25 protein-coding genes and 2 tRNA genes are annotated in these 25,452 nt (G+C 60.8%); 17 read left to right on the top strand and 10 right to left on the bottom strand.

Translation table 11 applies throughout. The annotated features are described in order from the left end of the window. Nucleotides 1-11: 11 nt before the first annotated feature. Nucleotides 12-851, bottom strand: a complete 840-nt coding sequence (locus CTATCC11996_RS16565) for an alpha/beta fold hydrolase (RefSeq protein WP_003078239.1) — start codon at nt 849-851, stop codon at nt 12-14. A gap of 79 nt (nt 852-930) precedes the next feature. Continuing rightward, the gene (locus CTATCC11996_RS16560; RefSeq protein WP_003078237.1) at nt 931-1,908 is read right to left on the bottom strand and encodes a flavin reductase; all 978 of its coding nucleotides are present in this window, start codon (nt 1,906-1,908) and stop codon (nt 931-933) included. 288 nt (nt 1,909-2,196) lie between these two features. Between CTATCC11996_RS16560 and CTATCC11996_RS16555 the strand changes: the two genes are divergently transcribed. The 9 genes from CTATCC11996_RS16555 (at nt 2,197) to CTATCC11996_RS16515 (ending at nt 11,659) form a co-directional block, all read left to right on the top strand. Then, the gene (locus tag CTATCC11996_RS16555; protein ID WP_003071339.1) at nt 2,197-3,384 is read left to right on the top strand and encodes an acyl-CoA dehydrogenase family protein; all 1,188 of its coding nucleotides are present in this window, start codon (nt 2,197-2,199) and stop codon (nt 3,382-3,384) included. Between the two features lie 104 nt (nt 3,385-3,488). Then, entirely contained in the window at nt 3,489-5,219 is a 1,731-nt protein-coding gene (locus tag CTATCC11996_RS16550) for an FAD-dependent oxidoreductase (protein ID WP_003078235.1), read from the top strand. Between the two features lie 15 nt (nt 5,220-5,234). Then, nucleotides 5,235-6,971 carry an FAD-binding protein gene (locus tag CTATCC11996_RS16545; RefSeq protein WP_003078232.1) on the top strand — a complete coding sequence of 579 codons (1,737 nt, stop codon included), beginning with the start codon at nt 5,235-5,237 and terminating at the stop codon, nt 6,969-6,971. Between the two features lie 84 nt (nt 6,972-7,055). Beyond that, nucleotides 7,056-8,123 (top strand): ferredoxin--NADP reductase, encoded by a 1,068-nt coding sequence (locus tag CTATCC11996_RS16540; RefSeq protein ID WP_003078230.1) that lies wholly within the window; start codon nt 7,056-7,058, stop codon nt 8,121-8,123. Between the two features lie 3 nt (nt 8,124-8,126). Further along, on the top strand, nt 8,127-9,749 hold the full coding sequence (locus CTATCC11996_RS16535; RefSeq protein ID WP_003078228.1) for a FadD3 family acyl-CoA ligase: 1,623 nt from the start codon (nt 8,127-8,129) through the stop codon (nt 9,747-9,749). Nucleotides 9,750-9,848: 99 nt separating this feature from the next. Continuing rightward, nucleotides 9,849-9,924: transfer RNA gene (locus CTATCC11996_RS16530), tRNA-Gly, on the top strand. A 99-nt stretch (nt 9,925-10,023) separates the two neighbouring features. After that, a tRNA-Leu gene (locus CTATCC11996_RS16525) sits at nt 10,024-10,112 on the top strand. Nucleotides 10,113-10,338: 226 nt separating this feature from the next. Beyond that, nucleotides 10,339-10,968: a DUF6806 family protein gene (locus CTATCC11996_RS16520; RefSeq protein ID WP_003078226.1), complete on the top strand. Its 630-nt coding sequence runs from the start codon at nt 10,339-10,341 to the stop codon at nt 10,966-10,968. A gap of 73 nt (nt 10,969-11,041) precedes the next feature. Next, nucleotides 11,042-11,659, top strand: coding sequence for a M48 metallopeptidase family protein (locus tag CTATCC11996_RS16515; RefSeq protein WP_003078224.1), 618 nt, complete (start codon nt 11,042-11,044; stop codon nt 11,657-11,659). Nucleotides 11,660-11,668: 9 nt separating this feature from the next. Here the strand turns inward: CTATCC11996_RS16515 and murI are convergent, their stop codons facing one another. The 4 genes from murI to CTATCC11996_RS16495 form a co-directional block, all read right to left on the bottom strand. After that, entirely contained in the window at nt 11,669-12,565 is an 897-nt protein-coding gene (murI, locus tag CTATCC11996_RS16510) for a glutamate racemase (RefSeq protein ID WP_003078222.1), read from the bottom strand. An 85-nt stretch (nt 12,566-12,650) separates the two neighbouring features. Continuing rightward, entirely contained in the window at nt 12,651-13,043 is a 393-nt protein-coding gene (locus tag CTATCC11996_RS16505; RefSeq protein WP_236597870.1) for a hypothetical protein, read from the bottom strand. Between the two features lie 237 nt (nt 13,044-13,280). Beyond that, entirely contained in the window at nt 13,281-13,871 is a 591-nt protein-coding gene (locus CTATCC11996_RS16500) for a hypothetical protein (RefSeq protein WP_003078220.1), read from the bottom strand. Between the two features lie 49 nt (nt 13,872-13,920). Continuing rightward, nucleotides 13,921-14,385, bottom strand: a complete 465-nt coding sequence (locus CTATCC11996_RS16495) for a GNAT family N-acetyltransferase (protein ID WP_003078219.1) — start codon at nt 14,383-14,385, stop codon at nt 13,921-13,923. A 224-nt stretch (nt 14,386-14,609) separates the two neighbouring features. Between CTATCC11996_RS16495 and CTATCC11996_RS16490 the strand changes: the two genes are divergently transcribed. The 8 genes from CTATCC11996_RS16490 (at nt 14,610) to CTATCC11996_RS16455 (ending at nt 22,503) form a co-directional block, all read left to right on the top strand. Further along, a complete protein-coding gene (locus CTATCC11996_RS16490) occupies nt 14,610-17,585 on the top strand; it encodes a monovalent cation/H+ antiporter subunit A (protein WP_034349476.1) in 2,976 nt (991 codons plus the stop codon). After that, complete coding sequence (locus CTATCC11996_RS16485; protein WP_003057261.1) at nt 17,585-17,950, top strand: Na+/H+ antiporter subunit C; 366 nt, start codon at nt 17,585-17,587, stop codon at nt 17,948-17,950. Before CTATCC11996_RS16490 ends, CTATCC11996_RS16485 begins: the two co-directional genes overlap by 1 nt. Next, nucleotides 17,947-19,779: a monovalent cation/H+ antiporter subunit D gene (locus CTATCC11996_RS16480; protein ID WP_003078217.1), complete on the top strand. Its 1,833-nt coding sequence runs from the start codon at nt 17,947-17,949 to the stop codon at nt 19,777-19,779. The genes CTATCC11996_RS16485 and CTATCC11996_RS16480 overlap by 4 nt, the downstream gene beginning before the upstream one ends. Further along, nucleotides 19,776-20,276, top strand: a complete 501-nt coding sequence (locus tag CTATCC11996_RS16475; protein WP_003078216.1) for a Na+/H+ antiporter subunit E — start codon at nt 19,776-19,778, stop codon at nt 20,274-20,276. Before CTATCC11996_RS16480 ends, CTATCC11996_RS16475 begins: the two co-directional genes overlap by 4 nt. Further along, a complete protein-coding gene (locus CTATCC11996_RS16470; RefSeq protein ID WP_003057255.1) occupies nt 20,273-20,551 on the top strand; it encodes a K+/H+ antiporter subunit F in 279 nt (92 codons plus the stop codon). The genes CTATCC11996_RS16475 and CTATCC11996_RS16470 overlap by 4 nt, the downstream gene beginning before the upstream one ends. Further along, entirely contained in the window at nt 20,548-20,976 is a 429-nt protein-coding gene (gene mnhG / locus CTATCC11996_RS16465; RefSeq protein ID WP_003078215.1) for a monovalent cation/H(+) antiporter subunit G, read from the top strand. The genes CTATCC11996_RS16470 and mnhG overlap by 4 nt, the downstream gene beginning before the upstream one ends. 53 nt (nt 20,977-21,029) lie before the next feature. Then, the gene (gene crcB / locus CTATCC11996_RS16460; RefSeq protein ID WP_003078214.1) at nt 21,030-21,407 is read left to right on the top strand and encodes a fluoride efflux transporter CrcB; all 378 of its coding nucleotides are present in this window, start codon (nt 21,030-21,032) and stop codon (nt 21,405-21,407) included. Nucleotides 21,408-21,624: 217 nt separating this feature from the next. Further along, nucleotides 21,625-22,503 (top strand): LOG family protein, encoded by an 879-nt coding sequence (locus tag CTATCC11996_RS16455; protein WP_003078213.1) that lies wholly within the window; start codon nt 21,625-21,627, stop codon nt 22,501-22,503. Nucleotides 22,504-22,625: 122 nt separating this feature from the next. Here CTATCC11996_RS16455 and CTATCC11996_RS16450 read toward each other — a convergent pair whose 3' ends face one another. The 4 genes from CTATCC11996_RS16450 to CTATCC11996_RS16435 form a co-directional block, all read right to left on the bottom strand. Beyond that, nucleotides 22,626-23,147, bottom strand: coding sequence for a DUF2199 domain-containing protein (locus CTATCC11996_RS16450; RefSeq protein ID WP_003078212.1), 522 nt, complete (start codon nt 23,145-23,147; stop codon nt 22,626-22,628). Nucleotides 23,148-23,158: 11 nt separating this feature from the next. Next, nucleotides 23,159-23,791 (bottom strand): DUF938 domain-containing protein, encoded by a 633-nt coding sequence (locus CTATCC11996_RS16445; RefSeq protein WP_003078211.1) that lies wholly within the window; start codon nt 23,789-23,791, stop codon nt 23,159-23,161. 79 nt (nt 23,792-23,870) lie between these two features. Beyond that, entirely contained in the window at nt 23,871-24,455 is a 585-nt protein-coding gene (locus CTATCC11996_RS16440) for a hypothetical protein (protein ID WP_003078210.1), read from the bottom strand. 189 nt (nt 24,456-24,644) lie between these two features. Further along, nucleotides 24,645-25,364 carry a hypothetical protein gene (locus tag CTATCC11996_RS16435; RefSeq protein ID WP_034349514.1) on the bottom strand — a complete coding sequence of 240 codons (720 nt, stop codon included), beginning with the start codon at nt 25,362-25,364 and terminating at the stop codon, nt 24,645-24,647. Between the last annotated feature and the right edge of the window lie 88 nt (nt 25,365-25,452).

Here is a 25,452-nt window from a genome sequence, read left to right as displayed (position 1 = left end):
TCGCGGTGGCTTCAACCGTTCTTCATGAAGTCGATGCAGGTACGGTTGAACATCTCTCGATGTTCGACCTGCACCCAGTGGCCGCACTGGTTGACCAGCACCACGCGGCAGTTCTTGATGCCCTTGGCCAGCTTGTCGGCACCGCCCACGGGGTTGAAGGCGTCCTGCATGCCCCAGAAGCCCAGCACATTGCACTTCAGATCGGGCAGTTGCTCTGTCATATTGGGGATGTACAGACGCTGGCGCGAGGCTTCGGTCTGGGTCAGAGCAATGGGCGCACGCTCATTGATGATCTCGTCGGTCAGCAGTGACTGATCCACCACCTGCATGCTCATGACGGCGCGCATGGCTTCTGGGCCCGTCTTGCCCGACTTGTAGACATTGAACATATTGGCAATGCCGGGCATGGCCATATAGGCTTCGAACTCTTCCACCCCACCGGGTGCCATGAGGATCAGGCTCTTGACGTCTTCCGGGTACTTGAGCGCATAGCCCAGAGCCACGGCACCGCCCAGCGAGTTGCCCAGCAGGGTGATGTTCTTCAGACCCAGCTGATCCACCAGTCCCTTGACGCCGGCGATGAAGAAGTCCATGTCGTACTGCCTGGGCTCCTCGGTCTTGGACGAGAGGCCGTAACCGAGCAGGTCGGGAACGATGGAGCGGAAACCCGCAGTCGCAAACTCGGGGTAGTTGCCCTTGAAGTTGCTGTAGCCGCTGGCACCGGTGCCAGCTCCGTGCAGGAAGATTACCGGGTCACCCGATCCCTGTTCGTGGTAGTGCACGCGCTGGGGATGGCCGGCCACGTTGCCGATGTCCACATATTTGCCTTCTGGGATGGAAAAAATGTTCATCTCTGTTCTTTATGCTTGGAGTGGATAGACGAAGGCTGTCTCCGGCCTTCGGGTGAGAAATCCTGGATGACGGGGTTTATCAAGCCCTGGCTTGCCAGAGCTTGGGCAGGCCGGGGTCGGTGGCGGCGATCGCCTTTTTGAGCAGATTGCGCAGCGTGGCTGCTTCCATCTCGCCAAGGCTCGCTATCAAATCGGTTTCCACGGCCTTGGCTGCGGCCAGCACATGCAAGATGGCTTCGTTGCCCAGGGGCGTGAGCTGCAGCGACTCGGCGCGCTCGCGGCTTTCCTCCACCCAGCCTTTGCTGATCAGCGACTGCAGGGCCACGGCTCCGATGTCGGTGCCGGTGTAGGCCATGTGAGAGGCAATTTCGGCAGGCGACTGAGGCTGCTGGATGCTCAGCAACGAGAGCACGTAAAAATCGGCATCGGTCATGCCGTAAGCCGCCATGGGCTTGCGCAAGCCGCTCAGGAATTGAAAGTGCGCGCGGCCCATCAAATATCCGATCAGGTTTTCCGAGTAGGCGGTATTGGTGTCTGCGGCAGGTTCGCTGGCCACGGCGTTGGCCTTGCGTGAAGCCAGGGCGTAACCGCCAGTCACGTAGAGCAGGGGGGGGTGCGGGTTGGCGTCGTAGTCGGTCACCTCGCCCACAAAGATGATGTGGTCGCCGCCGTCGTACTGGAACGCCGTCTTGCACCTGAAGCGCGCGCTGCAGTCCTGCAGCAAGGGGGCATGGGCTGCCTCGGAGTCCAGCTGCAGGCCGGAGAACTTGTCTTCGCCAGCACGGGCAAAGCGGTTCGACAGGGCTTCTTGTTCGTTGGAGAGGATGTGCACATTCCAGGTGTCAGCGTTCTGGAACACAGGCAGGCTGCGGGCGTTCTTGGCCAGGCTCCACAAAACCATGGGGGGCTCCAGCGAAACCGAGTTGAAGCTGTTGGCGGTGATTCCTACAGGCTCGCCATTCTCGGCACGGGTTGTGACGATGGTGACCCCGGTGCCAAACATGCCCAGGGCGCGGCGGAAGTCTTTGGGGTCGAAGGTTGCTGCAGTGCTTTGCATGGGGTGAATGTCTCCTTGGTGCAAGAGTGCTGCGAACAGGGCTTTTATGAATCCTTCACATGGACTAGCGGCGCAAAACAGGGCTTGGTGTTTGTCCTAGGTTCAGTGTTTTTGCTGTGCAGGATCAGGCTTTGCAGAAGACCGGAAACGCCTGCTCCATCGTTAGTCTGATCGGACGATGAGCGGAAAATTGCATGGTGAGAGCATTTCTGTCATAGGCGAAAAAGCCTTGCCCACCACACCACAAGCCGTCCGGTGGAGCGGCAACTGGAGACCTGAATGAACACAATGACAGATAACTACCTCACCCCTGATGCGCTGGCAGTGATCGAGCGTGCCAAGGCCCTGGCGCCCAAGCTGGCGGCACGCGCACAGCAGGCGGATCGCGAAGGAAAGATCAGCGATGAAACCGTTCAGGAGATGGCTGAGGCGGGTCTGTTTCGCGTGCTGCAGCCCAAGCGCTGGGGTGGCTATGAAATGGATCCTCGTGTGTTCTACAGCGTGCAGATGGAGCTGGCCAAGGGTTGCATGTCCACGGCCTGGATTTACGGGGTGGTCGGCGTTCACCCCTGGCAGCTGGCGCTTTTCCCCGACCAGGCCCAGCAAGATGTGTGGGGCAAGGATAACGGCGTGCGCATCGCATCGACCTATATGCCTACTGGCAAGGCCGAGCCCGTGGAAGGCGGATTCAGGTTCAACGGCCGCTGGAGCTTTTCCACCGGCTCCAAGCATTGCGACTGGCTGTTTCTCGGCGGTCTGCTGCCCAAGCGTGATGGCACGCCTGGCCTGGAGCATGTGACTTTTCTGGTGCCCAAGGCGGACTACCGCATTGAGGACAACTGGGATGTGCTGGGCCTGCGCGGCACAGGCAGTCATGACATCGTGGTGGAGAACGCGTTTGTCCCCGCACATCGCATCCAGTACACCAACGACCACAGCGATGTGGGCTGCCCCGGCCGCACGGAGAACACCAGCTGGCTGTTCCGCATCCCCTTTACCCATGTGTTCCAGCGTGCGGTGTCCACCGCCTGTCTGGGCGCGCTGGAAAGCGCCATCGCATCGTTCACCGAGCGCGCGACGGCGCACGTTGGAAAGCATGGCAACAGGATGGCCGAGGACGTGAACGCCCAGACGGCCGTGACCGAAGCCACGATTGCGCTGGACCAGCTCAAGATGGTGCTGTTCCGCAATTACGCACGCATTGTGGATGCGGCCAAGACTGGTATTCAGCTGACGCTGGAAGAGCGTCTGCTGCAGCGTGCTCAGGCGTCATACGTTCCCAAGCTGACGGGCTTTCATGCCAATGAGCTGATGCGTGCCTGCGCAGCCAGCGGCACTTTCAAGAACAATCCCATCGAGCGCATCTTCCGCGACATCCATCAGGGTCGCACCCACATTGCGAACAACACGGATGCCTACGTGCGCGCCTATGGCTCGCATGTGCTGGGCATTCCCAACCAGGAACCCTTTGTCTGATTGAATTCAGGCCAAGCTGCGGCAGCGCTCTCACAAAGGAGGCTGCCGCCAGCGTGTATTTGCGACAGTCCATCCATAAAACAAAAGATTGACGGAGACAAGGTATGGCAGAACAAGAATATGACCTGATCGTCGTGGGGTCGGGGGCAGGTGCCATGTTGGGCGCCATTCGCGCGCAGGAGCAGGGCCTCAAGACTCTGGTGGTGGAGAAGACCGAGCTGTTCGGCGGCACTTCGGCCCTGTCGGGCGGCGGCATCTGGATTCCGCTGAATTACGATCAGAAGACCGCCGGCATCAAAGACGATCTGGAAACCGCATTTGGCTATATGAAGCGCTGTGTGCGCGGCATGGCGACGGACGACCGCGTGCTGGCCTATGTGGAAACCGCCAGCAAGATGGCCGAGTACCTGCGCCAGATCGGCATTCCTTATCGCGCCATGGCCAAGTATGCGGATTACTACCCCCATATCGAAGGCTCCAGGCCCGGCGGCCGCACCATGGATCCGGTTGACTTCAACGCTGCCAGGCTGGGCCTGGAGGCGCTGGAAACCATGCGCCCCGGCCCTCCCGGCAATCAGTTGTTCGGCCGCATGAGCATCAGCGCCTTCGAGGCGCATTCCATGCTCTCGCGCGAGCTCAAGTCGCGCTTCACCATCCTGGGCATCATGCTCAAGTATTTTCTGGACTACCCCTGGCGTAACAAGACCAGGCGCGATCGTCGCATGACGGGCGGCCAGGCGCTGGTGGCAGGCCTGCTGACTGCTGCCAACAAGGTCGGTGTCGAGATGTGGCGCAACTCCCCGCTCAAGGAGCTGGTGCAGGACGCATCGGGCCGTGTGACGGGTGTCATCGTTGAAAGAAATGGTCGGTGCCAGCAGATCAACGCCAGACGTGGCGTGTTGTTGGGGGCTGGTGGTTTTGAGCGCAATCAGGAGATGCGTGAGCAGTATCTCAACAAGCCCACCAAGGCAGAGTGGACGGCAACTCCAGTGGGAGGCAATACCGGTGATGCTCACCGGGCCGGTCAGGCCGTGGGCGCGCAGCTGGCGCTGATGGACTGGTCCTGGGGCGTGCCCACCATGGATGTTCCCAAGGAGCCGGCCTTTCGCGGCATTTTTGTGGAGCGCTCACTGCCGGGGTGCATGGTGGTCAACAGCAAGGGGCAGCGCTTCCTCAACGAGTCCGGCCCTTATCCGGAATTCCAGCAGGCCATGCTGGCCGAACATGCCAAGGGCAATGGCGGCGTGCCTGCATGGATTGTGTTCGACGCCAGCTTCCGCGCGCAGAACCCCATGGGGCCGCTGATGCCAGGCTCGGCCGTGCCGGACAGCAAGGTGCGCAAGAGCTGGCTGAACAATGTCTACTGGAAAGGCGAGACGCTGGAAGATCTGGCGCGCCAGATCGGCGTGGATGCCGCTGGCCTGCAGGACAGTGCGCGTCGCATGACCGAATACGCCAGAGCTGGCAAGGACCTGGACTTTGACCGGGGCGGCAATGTGTTTGACCGCTACTACGGCGATCCGCGTCTCAAGAATCCCAACCTTGGTCCCATCGAGAAAGGTCCGTTCTACGCCATGCGCCTGTGGCCCGGAGAGATCGGCACCAAGGGGGGGCTGCTCACCGATAGAGAGGGGCGTGTGCTCGACACGCAAGGCAGGATCATCGAGGGGCTGTACTGTGTGGGCAACAACTCCGCCTCCGTCATGGGGCCGGCCTACGCTGGCGCTGGTTCCACCCTCGGTCCGGCCATGACTTTTGCCTTTCGCGCCGTGGCTGACATGGTAGGTAAACCCTTGCCCATCGAGAACCCGCATCTGCTGGGCAAGACGGTTTGACCAGGAGGCGCAGAGATGTCCAATTTCAAAAAGCATGTCAGCACCATCAATCCTGTGGGGGCAGTCTTGGATGTGGGGTCGGTCGATGAGGTTCAGTGGTCCGATGCCAGCGATGTGGTGGTGGTCGGCTGGGGAGGGGCAGGTGCCAGCGCAGCGATTGAGGCGCGCGAGCAGGGGGCCGAAGTTCTGGTGATCGACCGCTTCAGCGGCGGTGGTGCCAGTGTGCTGTCGGGTGGTGTGGTCTATGCCGGTGGCGGTACCCGGTACCAGAAGGAAGCCGGCTTTGAGGATTCACCCGAAGCCATGACTGCCTACCTCAAGCATGAGGTCAATGGTGTGGTCAGTGACGAGACTCTGGCTCGCTTCAGCAGCGACAGCGTGAACAACCTCAACTGGCTGGAAAAACAGGGCGCTACCTTTGCATCGACCATGCCGGCGTACAAGACCTCTTATCCGGCCGATGGCATGTATCTGTACTACTCGGGCAACGAAGTGGTGCCGGCCTATGGCAACCCCCAGCTGGCCAGCAAGCCTGCACCGCGCGGTCATCGCGTGGTGGCCAAGGGGCAGTCGGGAGCGACGTTCTTTGCCGCGTTGCAGAAGTCCACGTTGGCGCACGGCGCCCGTACATTGACGCAGGCACGCGTCCAGCGCCTGGTGCGCGAGAAGGACAGCGGCCGCGTGCTGGGCGTGGAAGTGATGGTGTTGCCTGAAGGCGATCCGCGCACCGAGCGCCACAAGAAGCTCGACGAGCTGGTGGCCAAGTGGCGCCTGTATCAGGCACCACGTGCCCAGGCAGGCCGCCGCGAAGCTGCGCAGATCGAGAGCGAGATCGGCGAGAAGCGCTACATCCGTGCCCGCAAAGGTGTGGTGCTGTCCACTGGCGGCTATATCTTCAATTCGGAGCTGCTGGAGCGGCATGCGCCGGCTTACAAGCCCGGCTGGCTGACCGGTGCTGCGGGCTGCGATGGCTCTGGTCTGCGACTGGGGCAATCCGTGGGAGGGATCGCTCAGGATCTGAACAATATCTCGGCCTGGCGTTTCATCACGCCACCCTCGGTCTGGCCCAAGGGTCTGGTGGTCAACACCAAAGGCGAGCGTTTCTGCAATGAACAGGTCTACGGCGCCAAGCTCGGCTACGAGATGATGGAAAAGCAGGGGGGGAAGGCTTGGCTCATCATTGATAGCAAGCTGCGCAGGCAGGCTGCCTGGCAGTGCCTGTTTGGCGGTTTGTGGGGCTTCCAGTCCATGCCCGCGCTGGCGCTGATGTACAAGGTCGCGATCAAGGGCAAATCTGTTGCAGACCTGGCCAAAAAGCTTCGCATGGATGCAGCAGTGCTGCAGCTCCAGTTCGATCGCGCCAATGCCGCTGCACGCGGTGAGATCGAAGACCCGTTGGGCAAGTCGCAGGACATGCGCCATGAGTTCCAGGGCGGCTCGCTGTTTGCCATCGATATCTCCATCAGCCAGAAGATGTTCCCGCTGGCCGTCCTGAGCCTGGGCGGGCTCAAGGTCAACGAGGACAACGGTGCAGTGATTGACGGTGCCGGCTATGACATTCCCGGGCTGTATGCCGCGGGACGCACCGCCATTGGTGTGGCTTCCTCGCGTTATGTGAGCGGCTTGTCTCTGGCCGACTGTGTGTTCTCGGGCCGCCGAGCGGGCAAGGCGGCTGCACTGGAAGGGGGCGAGTCCCTTGCTGCCCAGGAAGTGTGCCCGCGGGCAAGCGCTGTGGAGAGCGTCAGTTCCTGACCCCGTGGATTGGGGGGCGGTCTTGTGCCGGGGCGCCAGTGCAAGGTCGCACAAAAAGAGTGAGTGAGTAAGGGGTAAGAAGAAATGAGCAGTGAAGCCACAACAGCCGCATCGCGGTATCACCCTCTGCGCGTGCGCGCGGTGATTGACGAGACGCACGATACCAAGTCAATTGTGTTTGAGGTGCCAGAGGCGCTGGCTGAGCAATTCAGCTATCGTCCCGGCCAGTTTCTGACTCTGCGACTGCCTATCGAGGGCCGTTATGTGCCTCGCTGCTACTCCATGTCCAGTGCCCCGATGCTCGACGATGCCTTGCGGGTGACCGTCAAGCGCGTCGACAAGGGACGAGGTTCCAACTGGGTTTGCGACAGGGTTCAGGTGGGTGATTCCATCGAGTTGATGCCTCCCTCGGGCCTGTTCTCGCCCCGGAATCTGTCTCAGAACTTTTTGCTGCTGGCCGGTGGCAGCGGAATTACACCGGTGTTCTCCATCTTGCGCGCTGTCCTCAAGCAGCATCAGGGCAATGTGGTGCTGTTCTATGCCAACCGCGATGAGCGCTCGGTCATCTTCAGGAAGGACCTGCAGCAGCTGGCGGCTGAGTATCCGGATCGCCTGCAGGTCATTCACTGGCTGGACTCCGTGCAAGGCGCGCCTTCGCAGAAGCAGCTAGCTGCCTGGGCCACGCCCTGGGTGGCTGATGCAGGCCAGGCCTTTATCTGCGGGCCGGGCCCCTTCATGGATGCCGCACAGGCCGCGGTGATCGAGGCTGGCATGCCTGCCGAGCAGGTGCATGTGGAGCGCTTTGTCTCTCTGCCTGACGAGGAGGCTCTGCAGCTGATGCAGGAGGCCACTGCTCCCGTGGAGGCCGCTGTTGAGCAAGCCCTGGTGCAGCTGCGTCTGGACGGCGAGGAATACGAATTCAACTGCAGTGGCACGGAGACCATTCTGGAGGCCGGACTGCGCGCCGGCATCAATGTGCCCTACTCCTGCCAGGCCGGCATGTGCGCATCCTGCATGTGTCAGGTGCAGGACGGCAGCGTGCATCTGCGCCACAACGAAGTGCTGGATGCGAAGGACCTGTCCAAGAAGTGGACGCTTGCCTGTCAATCCGTGCCCACCAGTGAAAAGCTGCGCGTCAAATTTCCGGAGTAACTTATGTCGAAACCCAACCAGAACGCGATGCCCGAATCTTCGCTGACCTTGCCCGGCATGCTGGCTGACGTGGTCAGCCGCTTTGCCGGTCGCGCGGCGATTGTCGAAAACGGCAAGTCCATCAGCTATGCCCAGTTGCAGCAGCTTAGCCGCCTGGCCGCACGTGCCTTGATGAGTCTGGGTGTGCAGGCTGGCGACCGTGTGGCTCTGTGGGCACCGAATCTCAGCGAGTGGATCGTTGCCGCCTGCGGTGTGCATGCTGCCGGCGGCGTGCTGGTGCCCCTGAACACCCGCATGAAGGGCGCCGAGGCTGCAGATATTCTCGAGCGCAGCCGTGCCAGGGTGCTGGTGTCCGTGGGTGACTTCCTGAACAACTACTACCCCGATCTGCTGCAGGGTCTACGTCCTGCCACGCTGCAGCAGGTGGTGGTGCTCGGTGACAAGGTACTGCCCAGCGCAGACCTGAGCTGGGCGCAGTTCATGGCCAGGGCCGATGGCACGACTGCCGAAGCACAGCAGCAGCGCGAAGCCGGGATCAAGCCTGACGATACGGCCGATTTGATGTTCACCTCCGGCACTACAGGCCGCCCCAAGGGCGTGATGTGCGCTCACCGACCGACGATCCTGGCTTTCAAGGCCTGGTCGGAGGTGGTGGGTTTGACCGAGGGCAGCCGCTACCTGATCGTCAACCCGTTCTTCCACACCTTCGGCTACAAGGCAGGCTGGGTGGCTGCCTTGCTGCAGGGCTCCACCGTCTATCCCGAGCAGGTATTTGATGCGCAGGCCATCTTGCAGCGCATCGAGAGCGACCGCATCAGCTTCCTGCCCGGGCCGCCCACCTTGTTCCTGTCCATGCTGGCGCATCCGGGGCTCAAGGATTTCGATCTGAGTTCGCTGAAGTCCTCGGTGACTGGTGCCTCCACCGTCCCCCCCATTCTCATCAAGCGCATGCGCGAAGAGCTGGGCATCCAGAATGTCACCACGGCCTACGGCCTGACGGAGTGCGGCGGTTGTGCCACGCTCTGCGAGCCCTCCGACAATGTGGAAACCGTGGCCAATACCTGTGGCAAGGCCCTGCCCGGGACCGAGGTGCGCTGCGTCAACGAGCAAGGGCAGCCCGTGGCTCCCGGCGAAGCCGGCGAGGTGCTGCTGCGTGGCTATCACATCATGCAGGGCTACTTCGAGGATGAAAAGGCCACGGCCGAGACCATTGATGCCGATGGCTGGTTGCATACCGGCGATGTGGGCGTGCTTGACGAGCGCGGCTATCTGCGCATCACCGACCGCCTCAAGGACATGTTCATCGTGGGCGGCTTCAACTGCTACCCTGCAGAAATCGAACGCATGCTGTCCAACCACCCCGAGGTGGCGCAGGTTGCTGTGGTCGGCGTGGCCGACGAGCGCATGGGCGAGGTCGGCTGTGCCTGCGTGGTGGCACGCAACGGCGTGGCACTGGACCAGGAGGCCTTCATCGCCTGGTGCCGCGCCAATATGGCCAACTACAAGGTGCCGCGCTTTGTGCTGCAACTCGATGGCCTGCCCGTCAATGCCTCCAACAAGGTGCAAAAGCGCGATCTGTTGCAGATCGTCAAGAGCAGGCTCGCACCTGTTTCACAGCCGGCCTGAACAGGACTATCTGAAAAAGTCTGGCGGTTTTCGGAAAGTGGCTGAAAATCGTGGCTATAATTCAAATCTGCTCTGTAAGGCGCACAGCTTTTCAGAAATGCGGGAATAGCTCAGTTGGTAGAGCGATACCTTGCCAAGGTATAGGTCGACGGTTCGAACCCGTTTTCCCGCTCCAGATTTTGAAAAGGGAAGCAAAAGCTTCCCTTTTTTATTGCTTTGGTCGCCTGGCTGATGCAATACTTCGCGCTGGCGCCCGGCGCCGGTGGTGAAGTGGGCCCCGATGGTGAAATTGGTAGACACTGCAGACTTAAAATCTGCCGCTTTTAACGAAGCGTACCGGTTCGATTCCGGTTCGGGGCACCAGAATTGAAAAGCCTGCTATATCTTGTGTAGCGGGCTTTTTTATTTGTGACTTGAGTAGCCATTGCTGCCCGCAGTCTTGCTGAAGGTGGGAAAATTCATCCACTGCGATGCCGTAGTGCTGTGGGCGTCAGGGCTTGGCCAAGTCGCTTGGAATAGTCCTGGCTTCGATGCAATATGGCTTGCAGTTCTGTCATGCTGACGGGGTCTGCACTCCTAGAGAGAAAAGATGTCTAGTTACAACGCTGCTTTTGAAATTCATGTCCACGGACAGGTTCTGCTCCGTGCTGACGTTACGTATGAGCAGCTGCAAGATGCATTGCGTCCTTTGTGGGCCTATGCCGGCGCGCGCTCATTGACGGATGGTGAGGGAAGTCTCTATGAAGAAGAGCCCGGCATCCAGTTCGACGCCAAGGAACATCTGCTGCAGATGTGCTGGACCGTGCGTGGTGACGATGACTTCCGTCAGGCCCTGGACGATATGTGCATGGGGCTCAACGAGCTGGCCGAGCAGGGCTCGCCCATCGAAGTGACCTTCTACGACACCGAGTTCGACGAGGAAGAAGCTCCTGCCGAGGCCCAGAGCCGCGATGACTTCCTGATGCTGTTTGTCGGTCCCAATCCCGCAGCCATCATGCAGGTGCAGCGCGATCTGCTGGTGCAGGACGTCATCAACATGATGGAGCGTCACTTTGACGGCGCAGAGCTCGGCGGCGTGGTGCAGGAGATCGACAAGCTGTTCTCGCAGCGCTTCGAAGCCCTGGTCAGCTCGCTGGAGCTGGGCAAGCCGCCGCGTGGCGGATCGGGCGGTTCGGCCTCAGGTCATGGCGGCAATCGCCGCCCGCGCCATCTGCATTGATTCTTCGCTCATTTGCCCTCAAAGCCCTCTGTGCTGCAGTCCCGGGACTGCGACGGAGGGTTTGTCTTTTGCCATGAAGCCCATTCCCACACCCAAGTATTCAGGAGCCGTGACCGAGCAACTGCGCAAGGACAGGGCTGCGCGCGCCAGCATGGGCGAAAAAGGGGCGAATGCATCCGTGCCGCTGGCATTGCCCTATCTCTCGGGCTACACGCCATCGCTGCAGAATCAGGTGCGCGACTGGCTCCTTGCGGGCAAGGCCGGCGACTGGCTGCTGCGCAAATATCCGCAGGCCCATGCGGTTCGCACGGACAGGGCGCTTTATGACTACGTCGATGCGCTCAAGGCGCAGTATCTGCGCAATGCAGGGCAGTTGCACAAGGTGGTCTACGACAGCAGGATTCATGTGGTGCGCAATGCCCTGGGTCTGCATACGCGGCGCGCGATTGCGCATGGAGGCCGGCTCAATGCGCGGCACGAGATTCATGTGGCAGCCATGTTCAAGCAGGCGCCAGATGCCTTCTTGCGCATGATCTGTGTGCATGAGCTGGCGCATATCCGCATCATGGATCACGACAAGGCCTTCTATCAGTTATGTGCGCATATGGAGCCTGATTACCACCAGTTGGAGTTCGATGTGCGCTTTTACCTCAGCTATCTGGATCAGGGCGGCCAGCCGCTCTGGGTCTGATGACGCAGCTCAGGCGGGTGTGGCCACGGCGCTTGGCGAGCACACGTTGACGGCCTGGCTGCAAGCGGCAGGCAGATCCAGCCAGCGCTGGGCCGCGGCTTGCATGGCCGTCAGGCGACCGGTTGTCATGAGCTGAATCTGCTCGGCCTGGGCCAGCTGCAGCGATCCATCGGTCTCGGCTCCCAGCAGGTTGCGCTGCTCCAGCATGCGCCGGGTCTGGCGTGCCACGGGGGCTCCCGTGTCCAGGAACTGGATATCGGGCCCCAGCAGGGCGCGCAAATCATCCTTGACAAACACATAGTGGGTGCAGCCCAGCACCAGCGTATCCATCTGCCCTGTCTTGAGGCCGAAACTCCCCAAAGCGCTTGTGTACTTTGCGCACAGCGCTCTGATCTCCGTGGCGCCTGCATCCTCGGGCAATGCCTGCTCGGTGCTTTGCTCGATCGCCCTGGCCAGACCGTCGCAGGCTTGGAGGTGAAACTCGGCGCGCTGGCCATGCTCCGACACCAGGCGCGCCACGCGCTGGCTGTAGATGGTGCCCCGCGTGGCCATCACTCCCACATGATGGGTCTGGCTGGAAAAAGAGGCCGGTTTGATGGCTGGTTCCACGCCAATGACGGGCAGTTGCGGAAGTCGCTCGCGCAACAGTTCCACGGCTGCAGCGGTGGCGGTGTTGCAGGCAACCACGAGAATCTTGATGTCGTGCTGCTCCAGCAGATACTGCGCAATGGCCAGGCTGCGCTCCTGCACAAACGCATCGCCGCGTGCGTCGCCATAGGGGGCATTGCCGCTGTCGGCCAGATAGACAAACTGCTCGTGCGGCAGCTCGTGGCGCAGTGCCTGCAGCACGCTGAGGCCACCCACGCCGCTATCAAAAATACCGATGGGGGAGTGAGGAGTGGGCATGGTGCAAGAGGTAGGTGGAGGCGATGATGCGGCCGCCAGTATGCGCCGCTTTGCGCGCCGGCGGCGCGTTCAGGGCTATGGTCTATCAGGAATTCGGGCTGTCCTGGGCTGCAGGCAAGCCGCAGACCGGACAGAAATTATCACCATGACCGACTTCGTGCCCGGCCGGGCAGCGGCGTGTCTTGAGCATGGAAGGCAGGTTCCAGCTCGAGAAGAAGATGCAAAACGCCATGCCGTAGAAGATCATCCAGTGGCCTGAGAACACGCGCAAGCCGTGTTGCTGCGCCGTCATGCCGCCCGCAATGCCGAGAAAAAAGTTGGCAAAAGCGTAAATGAAGACCGCGTAGGCAGTGTTGCGCATCCAGGTGGGGCAGCCTGCGAGCACCTTCTTCCAGGAAAACTGCAGGCGATTGCCGTTGTTGATGCGCTGAGCAATCAGTGCCGCAGGCATCCAGACGGCAAAAATCCCGGTGGTCATGACGCTTGTGAATATCTTCAGGGCATCTTGAGGCAGATGTGTTTCAAGCGCGTTGATCTGCCCTGCAAGTGCTGCCAAATGTGTGATTGCACTGAGCACAAAGCCCATTGCGGAAATCATCATCAGTGGTGGCAGAAGAATTTGCATGGCGGCTTGAGAAGAAAAAAGGAGCTGAAAGCGCTTATTTACTGATGCTTTCAGCAGTAAATAAGATGTTTTTCTATTGTGGCACAGCGATTAATGCTCATCTTTTTGCTGTGAAGTCGCTAGGCGAATGCTGTCCACAAGTCTGCCAAAGTAGCTTTCGCGCATGGATAGCGAGGCGGGCAATGGGGCGGATGGCAGGCTGTCGTAGCCATCTTCATCAATGCAGAACTCGAAAAACAGGTAGTCGACTTCGGACAGCTTGAGCTGATGGCGGCAGGCATGGCGGCCCGAGCCCCGTTTTTTCTCGGCAATGGTCTGCATGCTGGTATTGCTTCCCAGGACCGCCGTATAGGCCATGGGCAGGGTGGCAGCCAGGTTGAGCCAGAGCATGAAAGCCATGAAAGCGGTGCATAGCAAGGCCATCAGCCAGCGCTTGATGGGGCCGTAGCTGAGCCAGGGGCCTGCCGGTTGCCAAAGTCCCAGCCTATGGAGTCGCAGCAGCCAGATGCCGGCGGCTGCCGTAAGTGCCAGCGCCAGATACAGCGCGAGCAGCTGCCAATGCGCATCGGGTATGAAGCTGCGCCAGAAAATGGGGGCGAGGGCGCCCATCATCACCGCCATGAAAACGACGATCAGCCATTTCTGCGGATTGGGGGTTTCAGGTTTCCAGAGCCAGTTCATGCTCGTTGCATCGGTTGAGGTGGTGCCGGTAGTTTGATCTGAGCCAGGTTCAAAGAGTTTTTCGCATACGCGCGTTGCTCAGGGCGATGCCATGTACGACGGGGGTTTGCTGGCGCTGTAGCTCAAAGCCGAAATGTATGAAGAAAGCCTGGGCATTGAGACTGACATCGGCACTCAGCTCATGCAGGCCGTTTTGCCGCGCCGTCTGCTCGATATGCGCGAGCAGTCGCCGGCCCACGCCCTGGCGGGCATATTGTGGGGCCACAAAAAAGTGATCGATATAGCCATTGGCTTGCAGATCTGCATAGGCCATGGCTTGATCATTGTCGCCAACGGCGACAAAGGGCTGGAGCGCTTGAATGCGCTGACGCCACTGTGTCCAGTCCGGTTGCTGCGGCGCCCAGGCGTCAAGTTGCACCTGGCTGTAGTGATTCACTGCCAGCTGATGAACAGCATCGTGAAACACCTGCCATAGCGCGATTTCATCTCCGGGACGATAGCTGCGTACATGCATGGGTTGGCAGATGGATTGAGTTTGGCAAAAATGGTTTGCAGCAGATGTATGACATCGGTGCAGCGTGCAAGGGCGGTTGTGGAAGCACTTCTTTATCTGTATGCAACCCGCTGTTTTGATGAATTTTCTGTCATCAACTGAAGGTGAACGGTGGTCTAAAGTCTGTGAAATGCTCAGGTTTTTATAGCGGAAAAAATAACGCCAACCTCTAGAATGATCCGCCCATGCCCCTGATATACCTCATCCTCCTACCTTTTGCAGGCAGCCTTTTGGCTGCTTTATTGCCTGCGAATGCGCGCAATACTGAATCAACACTAGCGGGTGTGATTGCGCTGATATGCGCAATTCAGGTGGGGATGCTGTTCCCGGAGATGGCCGATGGAGCAGTGCTCAGGCAGGAGATTTCCTGGCTGCCGGCGTTGGGGCTGAATCTGGTGATTCGCATGGACGGGTTTGCCTGGCTGTTCTCCATGCTTGTTTTCGGCATTGGTGCGCTGGTGGTGCTGTACGCGCGCTACTACATGTCGCCCACTGATCCTGTGCCGCGCTTTTTCTCGTTCTTTCTGGCCTTTATGGGGGCGATGGCGGGGGTGGTGCTCTCGGGAAACATCATTCAGCTGGTGTTTTTCTGGGAACTGACCAGTCTTTTCTCGTTCCTGCTGATCGGCTACTGGTATCACCGCAAGGATGCGCGCCGTGGCGCGCGCATGGCGTTGACGGTCACGGGCACGGGCGGGCTTGCCATGCTGGTGGGCATGCTGGTGCTGGGTCATATCGTAGGCAGCTATGACCTCGACAATGTTCTGGCAGCTGGCCAGCAGATTCGCGACAGCCACCTCTATCTGCTGGCATTGGTGCTGATTTTGCTTGGCGCACTCACCAAAAGTGCTCAATTTCCGTTCCAGTTCTGGCTGCCCAATGCCATGGCGGCACCTACGCCCGTGTCGGCCTATCTGCACTCGGCCACCATGGTCAAGGCTGGTGTGTTTCTGCTGGCGCGGCTGTGGCCGGTGTTGGCGGACACCGATGCATGGTTCTGGCTGGTGGGGGGCGCTGGTGCCATGACGCTGCTGATTGGCGGCTATTGCGCGATGTTCCAGCACGATCTCAAGGGTTTGCTGGCTTATTCAACGATCTCGCATCTGGGGCTGATTACCTTGCTGTTGGGCCTGAACAGCAAGCTGGCTGCCGTGGCGGCGGTGTTTCACATCATGAACCATGCGACCTTCAAGGCTTCGCTGTTCATGGCGGCGGGCATTGTGGACCATGAAAGCGGCACGCGTGACATCCGGCGTCTGTCGGGTCTGCGTTTCATGATGCCGATCACGGCCACGCTGGCCTGTGTGGCCAGTGCTGCCATGGCTGGTGTGCCGCTGCTCAACGGATTCATCTCCAAGGAAATGTTCTTTGCCGAGACCGTCTATCTGGATGCAGCCCCCTGGGTCAAGACCGTGCTTCCCGTGGTTGCGACCGTGGCGGGCATGTTCAGCGTGGCCTATTCGCTGCGCTTCACGTTCGATGTCTTTTTTGGGCCCCAGGCAAACGATCTCCCTCACGAGCCGCACGAGCCGCCGCATTGGATGCGTGTACCGGTGGAATTGCTCGTGCTGGCTTGTCTGATCGTCGGCATCTTCCCTGCCTGGGCAGTGGGTGGTTTTCTGGCTGTCGCTGCAACTCCAGTCGTAGGCGGTGACTTGCCGCAGTACAGCCTGGCCATCTGGCATGGCTGGAATATGCCGCTCATCATGAGCCTGGTGGCACTGGCCGGCGGTATCGTGCTCTACACCATGCTGCGCTGGCAGCGCACGGTCGGGCACTTCGACACCACGCCCGTGCTGGGCCGTGTCAGCGGTCGCAAGATTTTTGAGAATCTGCTGGCCCGCATCACCTGGCTGGGCCGGGCGGGGCGCCGCAATCTGTCCACGCGCCGCCTGCAGTGGCAGATGCTGTGGTTGGTCTGCGTTGCTCTGGTCGCAGCGGCTCTGCCGCTCTGGCTGTGGGGCATGAAACTGGGTGACCGCGGCACTTTGCCGGTGTCTTCGGCCTTTGTGCTGCTCTGGGCGATTGGCTGCCTGTGTGCGCTGGGTACGGCCTGGAAAGCCAAGTACCACCGGATGACCGCATTGATCATGCTCGGCGGCACGGGCCTGTGCACGGTGCTGACCTTCCTCTGGTTCTCGGCGCCCGATCTGGCGCTGACCCAACTGGTGGTGGAAGTCGCCACCACGGTGCTGATCCTGCTGGGGCTGCGCTGGCTGCCCAAGCGGGACAAGAACATGCGTACCGCCGATAGTGCCGATGCGCGGGCCAAGGCACGCCGCCTGCGCGATCTGGTGCTGTCGCTGATTGCCGGTGGCGGCATGGCCTGGCTGGCCTTTGCCATGATGAGCCGGCCCTTCTATGAAAGCACCTCCACCTTCTTCCTCGAGAACGCGCTGGGCGGTGGCGGCGGCACCAATGTGGTGAATGTGACGCTGGTCGACTTCCGCGGCTTCGACACCTTCGGCGAGATCGTGGTGCTGGGTATTGTGGCCGTCGTCATCTATGCGCTGCTGCGCCGCTTCCGCCCGGCGCGCGAGGCCATGGACATTCCTGAGCAGCAGCGCTATGTGCCCGGCGATTTGCAGACCGACCTGCTCAACCCGCGCAATGCCAGCGATACGGCCGTGGGCTACCTGATGGTGCCTGCCGTGCTGGTGCGACTGCTGCTGCCGTTTGCGACGCTGGTGGCTGCCTATATCTTCGTGCGCGGCCACAACCAGCCGGGCGGCGGTTTCGTGGCCGGGCTGGTGTTCTCGGTCGCCTTGCTGATGCAGTACATCATCTCGGGCACGCATTGGGTGGAGGCGCATCTGCCGCTGTATCCGCGCCGCTGGATTGCGGCGGGCCTGCTGTTTGCGCTGGGCACGGGCCTGGGCTCGGTGGCCGTGGGCTACCCCTTCCTGACCAGTCACAGCTTTGACTTTTCGCTGCCCTTGGTGGGACATGTGCATTTCGCCAGCGCCACCTTCTTCGATATCGGCGTGTTTGCGCTGGTGGTGGGCTCCACCATGCTGATCCTGACAGCGATTGCCCACCAATCGGTACGCGGACACCGCTTCCATGCGCGCTTGCTGGAAGAGCAGGAACAAGAGGCCAAGAAGGCCGAGGCCGAGGTGCAGGCTGCCACAGCTGCGGCACTGGCAAGGGGAGGTATGTAATGGAAATCGTTCTGGCCATTGCCATCGGTGTGCTCACCGGCTCGGGCGTCTGGCTGCTGCTGCGTCCGCGTAGCTACCAGGTCATCATGGGATTGGCGCTGCTGTCATATGCCGTCAACCTGTTCATCTTCTCGATGGGGCGTCAGGGCCTGTCGATCAACAAGGTGCCGGTTCTGCAAAACGGCGTGCCCACCGATTTGTCGCATTACGCCGACCCCATGCCGCAGGCGCTGGTGCTGACCGCCATCGTCATCGGCTTTGCCATGACGGCGCTGTTCCTGGTCGTGCTGCTGGCGTCGCGTGGCGCTTCGGGTAATGACCATGTGGATGGCGCGCACTCGCGAACCGAACAGGAAATGCTATGAGCGAGTGGATTGAGCGTCTGATGCCGCACCTGATGCTGGCCCCCATCATGCTGCCCATGCTGACGGCAGCGCTGATGCTGTTCCTGCGCGAGGAGCGCCAGCGCCTGAAGCTGGGCATGAACATCCTGTCCACCACGATCAGTCTGGTGATCGTGGTCATGCTGCTGAGCTGGACCAACCAGGCGGGCTCTGCCGTCACCATGTCGGTCTACATGCCCGGCAACTGGCCTGCGCCCTTCGGCATCGCGCTGGCGCTGGATCGGCTCACCGCCCTGATGCTGCTGGTCACCTATGTGGTGGCACTGGCCGCACTGGTGTTTTCCGCGGCGCGCTGGCACAAGGCCGGCGTGCACTTCCACCCCTTGTTCCAGTTGCAGCTGATGGGGCTCAGCGGTGCCTTCATCACGGCGGACCTGTTCAATCTGTTCGTGTTCTTCGAGATCATGCTGGCAGCCTCTTACGGTTTGCTGCTGCATGGCTCCGGCAGCACGCGCATTCAGGCCGGTCTTCACTACATTGCCATCAATCTGGCAGCGTCTTCGCTGTTCCTGATCGGCGTGTCCATGCTCTATGGCATCACCGGTACGCTCAATATGGCCGATCTGGCCCGGGCCATTCCGCTGGTGCAGGATGCCGATCGCGGCTTGCTGCATGCGGCAGCAGGCGTGCTGGGCACGGCCTTTCTGATCAAGGCGGCGCTATGGCCGCTGAACTTCTGGCTGGTGCCGGGCTACAGCGCGGCGACTGCGCCCGTGGGAGCCTTGTTTGCACTCATGACCAAGGTGGGGGTCTATGTCATCTTGCGACTGTGGACCTTGCTGTTCAGTTCGGAAGCCGGGGCATCGGCCCTGTTTGGCAGTACCTGGCTGATCGTGGGCGGCATGCTGACCATGGCCTTTGGCGCCATCGGCATGCTGGGCTCGCAACGGTTGACCCATCTGGCGGGCTTTGCTGCCATTCTTTCGTCCGGCACCCTGCTGGCCGCGACGGGCTTTGGTCAGAACCTGCTGACTGCGGGCCTGCTGTATTACCTGCCGGGCTCCACGCTGGCCGTGGCGGCCCTGTTCCTGATTGCCGATGTGGTGGACCGCTGGCGCGTGGATGACGATGCGGGCGAGCCCTATGAGGACGATGAAGCGCCATTCCTCAATGCAGAGCTGTTGCCCACCGAAGGCTTCAATCTCGACGATGATGAAGAGCTCATGATCGGCCGGGCCTTCCCGGCAGCGGCGGCTTTTCTGGGTCTGAGCTTCATGGCCTGCACCTTGCTGATCTCGGGCCTGCCGCCACTGTCCGGCTTTCTCGGCAAATTCGCCATGCTGACCAGCCTGCTCAATCCGCTGGGCATGGGGACATCCAGTGGTGTGAAGGCCGGTCCGCTGGGCTGGAGCATGGTGGCCCTGCTCATCATCACCGGTCTGATGGCGTTGGTGGCACTCACGCGCGCCGGCATCCGGCATTTCTGGGCCAATCCGGAGCAGAGCGCGCCGTCACTCAAGGTGGCGGAAGGCCTGCCCATCGTCGCACTGCTGCTGTGCTGTGTGGTGTTGACGGTCAAGGCCGATGATGTGATGCGCTATACCCAGCGAGCGGCCAATGCACTGCACTCGCCCGATGTCTATGTGCGTACCGTCCTGGGTCTGGCTCCGGTACCAGCGCCCAAGGAAAAGAAGGCTCAGGAGGCCGCAGGGCCCGAGGCTGCAGCACGCGCTGCAGCGCTGGAAATGCAGGCAGAGCCCGCCCCTGGTATTGGCGATGAAGGCGAAACTGCGCAAGATGCCGTCACTCAGACCGCTGCCTCGGCTCAGAAAGAGGAGGGCCGCCCATGAAGAACATCATGAAATCCATCTTCCCGGCACCGCTGCTGTCGGTAGCTCTGCTGGTGCTGTGGCTGCTGCTCAACCGCTCGGTCAGTGCCGGCCAGATCTTGCTGGGCCTGATCCTGGGCCTGCTGATCCCCGTGCTGCTGCGCGGCCTGCGCCCCTTGCCGGTGCGGGTCAGCCATCCGCTGAGCATTCTCAAGCTGGCCTTTCGGGTGGTCTGCGACACCTCGATCTCCAACTTCAACGTGGTGCGCTTTCTGTTGTTGCCGCGCATGCGCAAGCACCCAGCGGCCTTTATCCATATTCCGCTCGAGCTGCGCGATCCCAACGGGCTGGCCGTCCTGGCCATGATCGTCTGCCTGACGCCCGGCACTTCCTGGGCCGAAATCTCGCGTGACCGCTCCATGCTGCTGCTGCATGCGCTGGAGGTGGAGGATGCCAAGCAGATGGCCGACTTTGTGAAGTCCCGCTACGAGAGCCTGCTGATGGAGATTTTTGAATGAACCCCTGGTTTTATTGGGTGCTGATGGCATCTCTGGTCATGCTGCTGGCGGCCATGGGCTGCTCGGTGCTGCGCCTGCTCAAGGGGCCGCATGCGCAAGATCGCGTGCTGGCGCTGGACTGCATGTATCTCAACGGCATGCTGGCCATGCTGGTCATGGGCATTCTGTACGACAGCACCAACTATTTCGAGGCGGCCTTGCTGGTGGCTCTGTTCGGCTGCGTGGGCTCCACGGCCATGGCCAAGTTCCTGCTGCGCGGCGAGGTGATCGAATGAGTACCGAGGTCATTGGCGTGGATCTGCCGCTGTGGGCCCAGATTCTGGTGGCGGCCCTGGTGTTCGCAGGCTCGTTGATTGCGCTCATGGGCTCCGTGGGCTTGCTGCGGCTCAAAAGCTATTTCGAGCGCGTGCACGCGCCCTCCATCATCGCCACCATGGGCTGCTGGCTCATCATGCATGCCACCTGGATCTATTTTTCCGTCAGCGGCCAGGGCTTTGTCATGCACTCGGTGCTGATTGCCATCTTTATTGCCGTGACTGTGCCCATCACCACCATCTTCCTCATGCGCGCAGCGCTGTTCCGCTCGCGCCGGGCAGGAGAGAGCGTGCCGCCCACGCTCAGCAATCTGGTGCGCAACGAACCCCTGGACGAGGAAGAGGCCGCCGAGGCCGATGAAAAGCCTGCGGCGCATAAAGCCTGAAATCCTGCCGCCCAAGGCTTTCAGGGCCGCCGTCTTGCGCTAGATTGGCAGCCATGCTCAATATTTTTGCCATCTGCATCGGTGCCTGCCTGGGCGCTCTGTCGCGCTGGGGGTTGGGGCTATGGCTGAGTGCCGGAGCCAGCCTGCCCTGGGGCACCCTGGCCGCCAATCTGATCGGCGGCTATCTGATCGGTGTCTTCATCGCGCTGTTTCAGGCCCTGCCCCAGCTGGATCCGGCCTGGAAACTGGCCATCATCACCGGTTTCCTCGGAGCCCTGACTACGTTCTCCAGCTATTCGGCCGAGGTCATCGGCCTGCTGCAGCAGCAACGTCTGGCTGCGGCTCTGGGCTGGACCAGTGTGCATCTGGTCGGCTCACTGTTCATGACCTACATGGGCATGCTCAGCTGGAGCATCTGGTTCAGCCGTTAAGCTGGCAGACCATTTGCAACTATTGAGGCAAACTGCTTCAGCGTTTAGAGGCGAAATACTCTCCTGGGCTATAGCTTTGTGAGCGTATAGTGCAAGCATCATCTGCACTACAGGTGCATTTGAGCTTGAAGTACTTGACGGATGGGCGGTCAGCGCTACGAAATCTTTAGAGATGGTTGTAGCCCGTGCCACTCAGCATTCTAAGAACCGAGGGTCCATGCAAATTTCATCTCCCCTGTCCGATACCGATCTGGCCAATGCCTGGGCCGAGCTGCACAACCAGGCCCATAACGGCAAAGAGCTGGAACCTCAATCCAACCGCCTTGCATTCGCCGATCCGGAGTTCATGTTCCGCCGGGAAACGCGTGGCATCCGCATGCAGCTGGAAATGCTCAAGCCCGATCTGACCCAGATCGAGCGCGGCATCGAGCACACGGTGGTTGTCTACGGCAGCGCGCGCTTTGTCGATATGGAGCAGGCGCGCGAGCAGCTTGCGCAAGCCAAGGCCAGCGGCGATACCCAGCGCATGGCGCTGGCTGAGCGGGGCATGCGCAATGCCGAGCGCTATGAGGCGGCACGCGCCTTTGCACGCATCGTGGCGACCGAAGGCATGAAGCAGGCGCCCAGCGAGCGCTTCTACATCTGCACGGGCGGTGGTCCCGGCATCATGGAGGCGGCCAACCGTGGCGCCCATGATGCGGGTGCTCCCAATGTGGGGCTGAACATCTATCTGCCGCACGAGCAGCATGGCAACCCCTACATCACACCGGGGCTGAGCTTCAAGTTCCACTACTTTGCGCTGCGCAAAATGCATTTCATGATGCGTGCCAAGGCGCTGGTGGCCTTTCCTGGCGGCTTCGGCACCATGGACGAGCTGTTTGAAGTGCTGACGCTGGTGCAGACCCACAAGAGCAAGCCCGTGCCCGTGATCCTGTTCGGCACGGAGTTCTGGAAGCGGGTGCTGAACTTCGATGTGCTGGTGGAGGAGGGCACAATTTCCGCCAAGGATCTGAACCTGTTCCGCTACACCGACGATCCGGCTGAGGCCTGGTCCTTCATTCAGCAGTTCTACCAGACTGGCTGGAACAACGGATAAGCGGTCACGCCTGATCCCCAAAAGACCGGAAGCCGCCAGAAGATTTTCCTCTGGCGGTTTTTTGTTGCTCATCAATGCTTGCCGGTAGCTCTTGATGAGCCAGTGCCTGGGCCTTGTTTGGCTTAAACGCCATGCAGCGATTGCTCGGCCAGTTGCTGGGCGCGCGCGATCGAAATGCCTTCGTGCTGGTCGACGACCAGCGCATCGCTTTCCTCATCGCTGCGGTGAAGCACCACGCGAGGGCGTGTACCGTCGGCCTGGATATGCACATCGGCCGGACGTGACTTTTGCGTGGGGTAGACAGCAATCAGATTGGACAGCCAGCCAAAGAAAATCGGGTCTTCGGGCGGTTTGTCGTAGGAGTCCAGATAGCGGTGAAAGCTGGCTTCACTGGCCGACACCCAGATGCCCCAGAGAAAGGGCTCGTCCACGCCATGAATCGGCACTTCCAGAATGGCCCGCACATAGTATTGCGTGCCTTCGGGGTGGGCGATGACGCAGAGGTCGTCGCTCAGCTCTGCCCATTCCTCGCGTTCTTGCTCGTTCAGGCGTCGGTAGGGTGCAGGGGCATCGAAAGCAAAGCTCGGCGATCCTTCGTGAATCTCATCGCATTTGCTGCATTGGTAGGCAAAGATGGCGGCCATGGTGTAAGAGTTCAGCGTTTGTGAAAGACCAGCGTGCGGTTGTTGGCCGGCATGGCCTGATCGAGTTCAAGCTGCAGGCCGTGCTGACCGGCCAGGGCCACGATGGCTTCAAAGTCGCGCAGGCCGCTGCGCGTATCGCGCTGGCGCAGCCAGGCGTCGAAGGCGCGGTTGCTGTCGCTGGTGAAGTGGCCACCATAGTTGAACGGGCCATAAATGGCAAACACGCCGCCTTCGGGCAGATGCACTCCAACCATCTCGAACATGCGCTGCACCAGCGGCCAGGCCACGATATGACAGGTATTGCTGGTAAAGACGGCATCGAAGCCGGATGAGTCTGCGGTTGCCGGCCAGGTACCGGTCGCCAGGTCAAACTCCAGCGGAGCACGCAGATTAGGCGCGCCATGGGCGGCGTGCCAGGCCTGGATGCCTGCATGACTGCCGGCCAGGTCGCTGGTCTGCCAGAGCAGCTGCGGCAGGCGCGGTGCGAAGTACACGCTGTGCTGCCCGGTGCCGGATCCTATCTCCAGCACATGCCGGCTGTGCTGAAAAGCGGACTTCAGCACCTCGAAAATGGCGGCCTGATTGTTTTCGCAGGCCTGGGAGAAAGGCAGTTGCGGGGCTGTCGATGGAAGGTTTGGGGTCATGAGGGACTTGGCGGGCAGGCACGGGAAATCGTGCAGACATCTTCTCCCAAAATGCCAAGTCCGAGCACTGCGACAGCCTTCACGGCCTGAAGCGCAGCCTGATCTCGGGTCGTACATTCAGGCTGCCGATTTTCCAGCTGTACGCGCCCAGGCCCAGCGTGGGCGTGGAGCTGGCGTTTTGCGAGAGTACCTCGGCATTGCCGGGCAGGCTGACTCTCAGGCTGCCGTTCATGGTGATGCCCAGTTGCGCGAAGTCTCTCTTTTCCTTGTCCTTGAGCGGTTTGGCGGCAATCGTCATCACGCCGTTTCTGTCGGTCTGCACGGTGAACATGTCCAGCAATCGCAGACCTTCACCGGGTTTTCGCTGGCCGGCAATCTCCAGCGCATAGCGCGCATTGCCTTTGTAGACGGCTTTCCTGACCTCGGGTTCGCGGCTCAGTTGCTGCGCTTGCGCCGCCAGCTCCTGGTGGTCTTTCTCGCTCAGCACGCCTTGTTTTCTGAGCTTCATCACTGCCATGGCATTGACCACCGTGCCGTCAAAGTGGTAGCTGTAGCTGCCATCGGCCTGCACTTCCACGCTGGCGGAGAAGCGCTCGGGCACCAGGCAGGCGGTGAGCAAGGCGACGAGGGCGGTGGTCGTCAACAGCGCAAAGAGCTTGTGCATGAGGACTCCTTTTGAGCGGCATTGCAGTGGCTCAGGGGGCAGAGGTCTGAGTCATCGTAGAGCAAACAGGGCATGTGCCAATAGGGGCTGCCATCAAGGCAGCGCGGAGTCTTGCCGGAAGAATATTAAAAAGAGTAGCCGAAAGCGATTTCTACATAAGGGATGGAGACCTGGGGCGGTAGCGATCTTTCACTTGGATTTTGACTCGGCTTTGAGCTGGCTGATGGCGTCCTGAAAGCCCTGCAGATACTTGGTGCGCGTCTGCTCGGCCAGAACAGGCCACTGCGAGGCTGGCAGGCTCAGCGATTCCATCGTCAGCCTGGCGGCCAGTTGCGGGTCCCGGGAGGCCTGAACCGCCTGCATGCCGTGCAGATTGATCCAGTGCGGGTCGTAGGCGTGGGGTGTGCGGCGATCCCAGTCCACAACCTTGGCGATCAACTCCTGAGCCTTGTCCAGATCCTGAAACAGATGGCGATTGATGGGAGCTCCATAACTCTGATTCATCACATCGACCGCTTGTCTGGCAGTGACGTCGGCACAGCGATTGGCGTCGAAGCGGGCACGCAGTTGGCCTGCGTAGAACCAGAAGGCCGCCTCGTCCCGCAGACCGGCCTTGAACAGTGTTTGCGACAGCACATAGAACACGGGCGGTTGAAAGCGCTCGGGCGTGGCACGTACGCGCTCGAGCACGGCTTGCTGCTGCTGAGGCGTACCCTGCGACAGCAAGCGAAGAGCCTCCTGCCCCATTCTGGTGTCGATCTGTGCATAGACTCCCTGGGGGACCAATACCTGAGTCGCAGGGGAAGGCAGTGGCTTGGGCCCAGCCGATGGCTGCTGAGTCTGTGCGGAAGCAAAGCCCGAGAGCGCCACCAGCGCACCGGTCACCATCTTTGCTGCGACATGGCTCATGCTGAACTCCTTGTGCTTGCGATGCAAATCATTCTGGACGGTGTCAGGCAAATACCCACTCTGTCGCATATCTTAAATAGCATGCTCG

Source organism: Comamonas testosteroni ATCC 11996 (assembly GCF_000241525.1).
In the GTDB taxonomy this organism is placed as follows: Bacteria; Pseudomonadota; Gammaproteobacteria; order Burkholderiales; family Burkholderiaceae_C; genus Comamonas; species Comamonas testosteroni.
The sequence above is the reverse complement of the archived record's forward strand: the minus strand, read 5'-3'. Positions and strand labels throughout refer to the sequence as shown.